Origin of the sequence: Gordonia marina, from assembly GCF_052036135.1 — a bacterium.
Taxonomy (GTDB): domain Bacteria; phylum Actinomycetota; class Actinomycetes; order Mycobacteriales; family Mycobacteriaceae; genus Gordonia.
The window spans coordinates 1-7,495 of record NZ_JBPSDN010000066.1 but is presented as its reverse complement, the minus strand read 5'-3'; the positions used below and the strand labels follow the sequence as shown (position 1 = coordinate 7,495).

Annotated in this window: 6 protein-coding genes and 1 pseudogene; 2 read left to right on the top strand and 5 right to left on the bottom strand. The window is 69.8% G+C overall.

Going from position 1 to position 7,495, the window contains the following annotated elements; all coding sequences use genetic code 11:
• Positions 1 to 287 precede the first annotated feature (287 nt).
• From ACSEEN_RS21095 to ACSEEN_RS21080, 4 genes are all read right to left on the bottom strand, one after another.
• On the bottom strand, positions 288 to 1,421 hold the full coding sequence (locus ACSEEN_RS21095; protein WP_440714225.1) for a DUF6542 domain-containing protein: 1,134 nt from the start codon (positions 1,419 to 1,421) through the stop codon (positions 288 to 290).
• A 63-nt stretch (positions 1,422 to 1,484) separates the two neighbouring features.
• Positions 1,485 to 2,582 (bottom strand): DNA recombination protein RmuC, encoded by a 1,098-nt coding sequence (locus ACSEEN_RS21090; protein ID WP_440714224.1) that lies wholly within the window; start codon positions 2,580 to 2,582, stop codon positions 1,485 to 1,487.
• A 64-nt stretch (positions 2,583 to 2,646) separates the two neighbouring features.
• The gene (locus tag ACSEEN_RS21085; RefSeq protein WP_440714223.1) at positions 2,647 to 3,180 is read right to left on the bottom strand and encodes a methylated-DNA--[protein]-cysteine S-methyltransferase; all 534 of its coding nucleotides are present in this window, start codon (positions 3,178 to 3,180) and stop codon (positions 2,647 to 2,649) included.
• Between the two features lie 17 nt (positions 3,181 to 3,197).
• Positions 3,198 to 4,730 carry a DNA-3-methyladenine glycosylase 2 family protein gene (locus ACSEEN_RS21080; protein ID WP_440714222.1) on the bottom strand — a complete coding sequence of 511 codons (1,533 nt, stop codon included), beginning with the start codon at positions 4,728 to 4,730 and terminating at the stop codon, positions 3,198 to 3,200.
• A 128-nt stretch (positions 4,731 to 4,858) separates the two neighbouring features.
• On the opposite strand from ACSEEN_RS21080, the gene ACSEEN_RS21075 reads away from it, so the two are divergent.
• Positions 4,859 to 6,169: an AI-2E family transporter gene (locus tag ACSEEN_RS21075; protein ID WP_440714221.1), complete on the top strand. Its 1,311-nt coding sequence runs from the start codon at positions 4,859 to 4,861 to the stop codon at positions 6,167 to 6,169.
• 29 nt (positions 6,170 to 6,198) lie between these two features.
• Positions 6,199 to 7,278: a redox-regulated ATPase YchF gene (ychF, locus tag ACSEEN_RS21070; RefSeq protein WP_440714220.1), complete on the top strand. Its 1,080-nt coding sequence runs from the start codon at positions 6,199 to 6,201 to the stop codon at positions 7,276 to 7,278.
• A 97-nt stretch (positions 7,279 to 7,375) separates the two neighbouring features.
• Here the strand turns inward: ychF and ACSEEN_RS21065 are convergent.
• A pseudogene (locus ACSEEN_RS21065) lies at positions 7,376 to 7,495 on the bottom strand (IS30 family transposase); the annotation flags it as partial.

Here is a 7,495-nt window from a genome sequence, read left to right as displayed (position 1 = left end):
TCGGCGCCGTGCTCGCGCCACAGGCGCTCAGCACGGGCCTGGACGGCGGGATCGATCTTCTTGGGCATGATTGTCATCCTTCCTGATGGGACTCAGAAAGGAGCGGCATCAAACCTGGGGTGATTCAGGCAGCTTGTTGAGTCGGTCCAGTCTTGTGTTGAAGCGTCTCGTAGACAGCCCTGTTGAAAGTTGGTCGGGTCTGTGTCGAAACGCCCCGTAGACAGCCCGTTGAGCCGGTCAAGCCGCTAGGCGCAGACCGTGTCGAAACGACTCCCGGTCCGGCGACGTCAGTCGTCGATGCCGAGCGTCAGGTCCTCGATGGCACCTTGGTCACGCAACCGCTGGCCCGCGGTGCGACGGGACCGGTCGGCGGGCGGGATCACCTGCGGCTGAGCCCGGCGCACCGGGCGGTCCTGCGATCGGCTGGCCGCGGTCGGCGCCTTCCGCACGGCGGGCGCCGCCGGATAGTCGGCCGGGACACGGTCGCGAGTCGGCGAGGCCGCGGGGCGCGCCGATTCCGGTCGCGGTGTGTCCTGGCGGGTACGGGGGGTGCGCTCGGGCGTCGCGCGGTTCGCCACCGGGCGCGACTCGGTCGCCGCGGCGGGCTGTGCCGCGGCGGTGTCGGCGGCCGGACGCCGGGGGCGACGGCGCGGAGTCTTCGGGGCCTTGCCGCCCGCCGCGGTCTCGTCCGCGATCGGGGAACGGCGCGTGTCCTCGGGTGCGGGCCGATCGGCGGGTCGGCGCGACTTCTTGGGTGCGCGGGCGTCGTCCTTCCGGGCGGGACGTTCGCTGCCGCCCTTGCCCTGCGTCGCCTTGCCCTGCGTCGCCTTGCCCGGTGCCGTCGTGCCCTGTGCGGTCTTGCTCTGTGCCGCCGTGGTGCCGTTCTTGCGCTCGGCGTTCGTCCGCTTCGCGGACGTGCCCTTCGCACTCTTGTCCTTGCGGGTCTTGCCCGGAGTGCCGGCGGCGGCCACGGCCGCACGAGTGAAGAACCATCGCGCGAGCACGATCACCAGCGTTCCCAGGAACACCCCGAGGATCCACGGGAACAGGTTCGCGAACGGCAGTGCGACCTTCAGCACCGCCGAGCGCATTCCTTGCGGTTTGGTCGAGTCGTTGTTGGCGGCGGCGAGACTCCACAGACTGATCAGGCCGATGACGGCGGTGATCAGCGGCGGCTGAACGGCGGCGGTGAACAGCGCCCGGCGTCGCACGGCGAGCGCGGCCAGCACGCAGCCGACCAGGAAGCAGATGTTGTAGGTCAGGCCCAGCGAATTGTTCAGCAGCGCGTCGGCGGTAGCGCCGATCGCGGTGCACACGGCGGCGATGAGTACCGCGCCCCACCAGGGCACCCCGGGTATGCCGGGCCACACGCTCTGCTGGTCTGCGGGCACGTCGGTGCCGGTCGTGATACGGAAAGCCACGGGTCAACGGTACCGGGTGCGGTCGCGGCGCCGCAGATGCCCGGCCCGTGGCGCGGCACTTTCTCAGGTGGTTCGTGACGCAACTCGCACCTGGGTATCGACGGTGGGAAGCCGTTCGCGGGGCCGCTCTCCGGCCGGGATCACGTCGCTCAGCGCCTCCAATTCCGACAATTTCCGCGCAGTGACACCCAGTCGCGTATCGATTGCCCCGATTGCCGCATTGTACGACTCGACCGCACGCCGCAGCGCCCCTCCGGTCTTCTCCAGATGCCCGAGCACCCCGTCGATGCGCTGATACAGCTGCCGGCCGAGCGCGTGGATCGTCGCGGCGTCCTCGGCGAGGGCGTGTTGCCGCCACCCGAGTGCGACCGTGCGCAGCAGCGCGATGAGCGTGCCGGGCGTCGCCAGCACCACATCTCGTCCGAAGGCGTAGTCGAGCAGCCCGGGGTCGGCCCGCGTCGCGGCCTCCAAGATGCCGTCGCCGGGTAAGAACAGCACCACGAATTCGGGTGAGCTGTGCTGGGCGGTCCAATACCGCTTCGCCGACAGTGTGGTCACGTGGGAGCGGACGGCCTGCGCGTGCCGCGCGAGCAGAGCGGCGTCGTCACCGGCCCGGGCGTCGCCCGAACTCGCTTCGAGGTAGGCGTGCAGCGGAACCTTCGCATCGACCACGATGGTGCGTCCTCCGGCCAGATGCACCACGAGGTCGGGGCGGACGCGGCGGTCGTCGTCCAGACCGGAGGCCTGGGTGCTGAAGTCGCAGTGCCGGGACATGCCGGACAACTCGACCACCCGCTCCAGTTGCAGTTCGCCCCAGCGTCCGCGTGTGGTCGGGGCGTGCAGGGCCCCGGCGAGCCTGCTGGTCTGTTCCTGGAGGCGCACCGACATCTGATGCATGCCACGGAGTTGTTCGCTGAGCCCGGCATGGGCGTGGATGCGTCCGCGTTCGGTGCGGCGCAGTTCGTCGCCGAGCTGGTCGAGCGTCAGCCGCAGCGGTTCGACGATCTCGTTGATCTCCTCGCCGAGGACGGCGGACTGCTCGCGTGCGGCCTCGCTGCTCGCCGTGCCGACCGCGCCGGCGGCGCTGCGGTGCGCGAACCAGCCGGCGACGGCGCCGGCGATCAGGCATACGAGCCCGGTGATGACGAGAGATGCGGTCATGGCGTCATGGTGCACCACACCTCCGACAATTCGCTCTGACCTGGACTTTCGCCGGTTCGCGGCGCTAGGCAGCGACGCTCTCGCGGGCGATCAGTGATTCCTTGATCTCCAGCCCGTAGCGGAAGCCGCCGAGGGTGCCGTCGCGGCGGACCACCCGGTGACAGGGCACGAAGAGCGCCGCGGCGTTCCGTGCGCAGCAGGATGCCGCCGCCCGGATGGCCCCGGAGTTCCCGGATCGCTCGGCCAACTCGCTGTAGGTGACCGGCGGACCGGCCGGAACGTCGCGCAGCGCGGCCCATGCCACCTGCAGAAACGGCCCCGACCGCTGTCGTACCGCGATCGCCGCGGGGGCCGCGAGATCGCCCCGGTAATAGGCGCGCACCGCTTCGATGACGGCGCCGCCGGGCCGTTTCACCAGCTTCGCGGGGCGCAGCGCCGGGTGGATCAGGTCCGCCAAGTAGTCGTGGTCGGCGGTCCAGCCGGAGGCGTAGACGGTGCCGTCGGCATCGAACAGCGCGGTGAACGGACCGTCCGGGGTCTTCACCGTCGCCCAGCCCAGCGACTCCGGGACGGAAGCCGCGTCGATGGTCTCGGTCATGATGTTCCTCTTCTCTCCTATGTCGGTGGCAGGCGGTGGCGCCACAGATGCATGGCCGCGTACGACCGCCACGGTCGCCAGTTCTCCGTGTGGGCCAGGTCGATGCCCAGACTGTCCGCGGCACGGGCGATCACCAGATCGCCGGCCGGGAGCACGTCGGGGTCGCCGGTCACCCTCATCACCACCTGATCGGCGGTCCAGGGGCCGACGCCGTCCAGGGCGAGTAACTCGGTCCGTAACTTAGACGCAGCAGACCCTGGATGCGGTTCCATCTCGCCTGTCGCGACGGCGCGTGCGGCGCCCGCGATGGCCCCCGCCAGGCGACGGGGTCCGCGGAACGCCTCCGCGCCGTGGTCGGCCAGGACCGCCGGGGTGGGAAAGAGCAGAGCCGGGATCTCCGGGTGCCGGGGGTCGTGCCAGGGCGCCCGTTCGCTCAGTTCGGCGATCAGCGAGCCCAGGCGGGTGGCGGCCGCGGCCACGCTGATCTGCTGTCCGGCCATGGTGCGGATCAGGGTCTCGTAGCCGTCCACGCCGCCCGGAATCCGGATGCCCGGCGCGGTCGTCACCAGCGGCGCCAGTCGGGGATCGGCGCTCAGCGCGGCGTCGACGGCGATCGGGTCGGCGTCCAGATCGGCGAGCCGGCGCAGCCGGTTCACCGCGACGGCGAGGTCACGCAGGTCCAGGTGCTCGAACCGGGCGGTCGCGTAGTCGTCCCGGCCGGAACCCGTCGTCCCGCGCCCTGAGCTTCTCGTCTCGCCCCCTGAGCCTGTCGAAGGGAGTGTCAGCGAGACCAGCGCCGGGCCGTGCGGGAGCGACAGGGTGCGGTGGAACGTCGTGCCGTCCCAGTGTTCGAGGCCGGGAATCGCATGCGAGGCGAGCCCGGCGGCGGTCCACGCGGCGTCGTACGGTGGGCGGAGCGGCAGCCGGAGAGTCAGCGGCCCGCTGGCCGGCCCGGTGCCCGCGTAGCGGCGGCGCAGTTCGGTGGGCGACAGGGCGAAGGTCTCGCGCAGCGTGTCGTTGAACTGCCGGATCGAGGAGAATCCGGCCGCGAAAGCGACGTCGCCGACGGGCATCGTCGTGCCGACCAGCAGGACCCGCGCGGTGGTCGCCCGATGGGCCCGGGCGAGCGCGAGCGGTCCGGCGCCGAGTTCGGCGCGCAGGACTCGGCTCAGGTGCCGCGGGGTGTAGCCGAGGGCGGCGGCGAGGCCGTCGACCCCGGCGCGGTCGACCAGCCCGTCGGCGATCAGCCGCATCGCACGACTCGCGAGGTCGGCGCCGGTGTTCCAGCGCGGCGAGCCGGGCGCGGCGTCGGGCAGGCAGCGGCGGCAGGCCCGGTAGCCGAGCGCGACGGCCGCCGCCGCGGTCGGGACGAAGGCGACGTTCTCGCGGCGCGGGGTGCGGGCCGGGCACGACGGCCGGCAGTAGATGCGGGTCGATGAGACGGCGACGAAGAACTGACCGTCGAACCGCGAATCGCGTGCCGCGAGTGCGCGGTAGCAGCGCTCGAAGTCCGGGGCTTCGGCGCGGCGCGGGGCGGTATCGACGGGCACGACACCGAGTCTGGCAGCGCTCCGGCGTCGTTGCTAGCGGGTTTCGGACATGGCGGTGGCGGGGTGGAACGCGCAGACCGCCACGCGCTCGCAACACGGACGTCGGACCCATGTGTGACGATGGTGGCGTGAGCGACGAAAACGACGACCTGCGCGGAATCTCCGGGGTGGACGACGCCGACATCGAGGCCATCGAACAGGCCGAACGAGACGCTCGCGCCGAGCCGGACGATCTGGCCGCGGTCACCGAGCGCGTGATGACCGATCCGCGGACCGGGAAGCCTTATCCGAGCCGGTCGCGGGTGTTCCTGACCGGGCTGCGATCGACGGCGATGGTCTGCCTCCAGTCGATCCTGGTGCTCGCGTTTCTGTGGGTGCTGATGTGGATCATCGGCAAGCTGTGGACGATCGTGCTGCCGGTGCTCCTGGCGATCATCGTGGCGACCGTGCTGTGGCCGCCGGTGCGCTGGATGCGTAAGAAACTGCCACCGGCGGTCGCGGCGCTGTTCGCGATGCTGGCGACGATCGCGGTGGTCGCCGGGGTGCTCGGGGCGATCGTGCCGTCGGTGGTCGATCAGGCGCCGCAGCTCGCCGACCAGGCGGTCAAGGGTGTGCGCAAGGTGCAGGACTGGTTGCAGGGGCCGCCGCTCAACATCGACGACAACCAGATGTCCGGCATCGTCAACACCATCGTCCACAAGCTGGAGAGCAGTTCGTCGACCATCGCCTCGGGTGTGTTCAGCGGGGTGGGCGCGGCGACGTCGATGCTGATGACCGGCTTCACCGCGCTGGTGCTGGTGTTCTTCATGCTCAAGGACGGACCCAAGTTCCTGCCGTGGCTGGACCGCACGGTCGGGCAGCCGACCGGGTCGCACATCGCCGAGGTCCTCATGCGGATGTGGAACACGCTGGGTGGATTCATCCGGACGCAGGCGATCGTGAGTGCGGTCGACGCCGCGCTGATCGGTATCGGCCTGGTGATCCTGGGTGTTCCGTTGGCCGGTGTGCTGGTGGTGATCACCTTCCTGGGCGGCTTCGTGCCGATCGTCGGCGCGTTCGTGGCCGGCGCCCTCGCGGTCCTCGTGGCGCTGGTGATGAACGACTTCACCACCGCGCTGATCGTGCTCGGCATCATCCTCGCCGTGCAGCAGATCGAGGGGAACTTCCTGTCGCCGTGGCTGCAGTCCAAGGCGATGGAGCTCCACGCCACCATCGTGCTGCTGGCCGTGATCCTCGGCGGGAGTCTGTTCGGCATCGTCGGCGCGTTCCTGGCGGTCCCGGCCGCGTCGTGCCTGGCGGTGCTGCTGCGATACGTGCTGGAACGGATCGGCCTGGCCGCGGGGGAACAGATCCAGCGGGAGGACGCCGAGGCCGAAGCGGCCGAGAAGGCGGGGTTCTTCTCCCGGTTCCGGTCATCGCCGCAGGGCGATCCGCCGTGACCTGGGCTGCGCGGATAGACTGATCCCCCGTGAGTCTTACCCTCGGAATCGTCGGGCTGCCCAACGTCGGCAAGTCCACTCTGTTCAACGCCCTGACCCGGAACGACGTGCTCGCGGCGAACTACCCGTTCGCCACCATCGAGCCCAACATCGGCGTGGTCGAGCTGCCCGACGCCCGGCTGAACCGCCTGGCCGAGATCTTCGGCAGCGAGCGGATCCTGCCGGCCGTCGTGTCGTTCGTCGACATCGCCGGCATCGTCAAGGGTGCATCCGTCGGTGAGGGGATGGGCAACCAGTTCCTCGCCAACATCCGCGAGGCCGACGCGATCTGCCAGGTGGTGCGCGTCTTCGCCGACGACGACGTGGTGCACGTCGACGGCCGCGTCGACCCGCTCTCCGACATCGAGGTGATCGAGACCGAACTGATCCTCGCCGACCTGCAGACCCTGGAGAAGGCGCTGCCGAGGCTGGAGAAGGACGCCAAGAAGAACAAGGACCTGGTCGAGACCGCGAACGCCGCGAAGAAGGCCCAGGAGATCCTCGACTCGGGCAAGACTCTGTTCTCGGCGAAGGATTCGTTCGACCTGTCGAGCGTGCGCGAGCTGCACCTGCTCACCGCCAAGCCGTTCCTATACGTGTTCAACGCCGACGAGGCGGTGCTCACCGACGACGCCCGCAAGCAGCAGCTGCGCGCCGCCATCGCGCCCGCCGACTGCGTCTTCCTCGACGCCAAGGTGGAGAGCGAACTGCTGGAACTCGACGAGGAGGACGCCCAGGAACTCCTCGACTCGATCGGCCAGGACGAGCCCGGTCTCCGCCAGCTGGCCCGCGCCGGTTTCCACACCCTCGGCCTGCAGACCTACCTGACGGCCGGCCCGAAGGAAGCCCGCGCCTGGACCATCCACCGGGGCGACACCGCCCCCAAGGCCGCCGGCGTGATCCACACGGATTTCGAGAAGGGCTTCATCAAGGCGGAGATCGTGTCGTTCGCCGACCTCGACACCGCCGGATCGATGAATGACGCCAAGGCTGCCGGCAAGGTCCGCATGGAGGGCAAGGACTACGTCATGGTTGATGGGGACGTCGTGGAGTTCCGCTTCTCGACATAATGGCTCCGGTGTTCGTTCTGTGTTGTCGTTCAGCGAACCCATCGGCCACACGTGGAGAACTGGACGATGTCGTTAGCTAAGGAAGCACCCGGCGGTGTCAACTCGTGGAAGCAACGTTGTCCTTCAGTAGGCGTTCGAAGACTTCCCGTGGAGTGTAGAAGCCCAGGCACTGCCGTGGCCGCTCGTTGAGCTCGCGGGCGATCGCTTCGAGGTACAG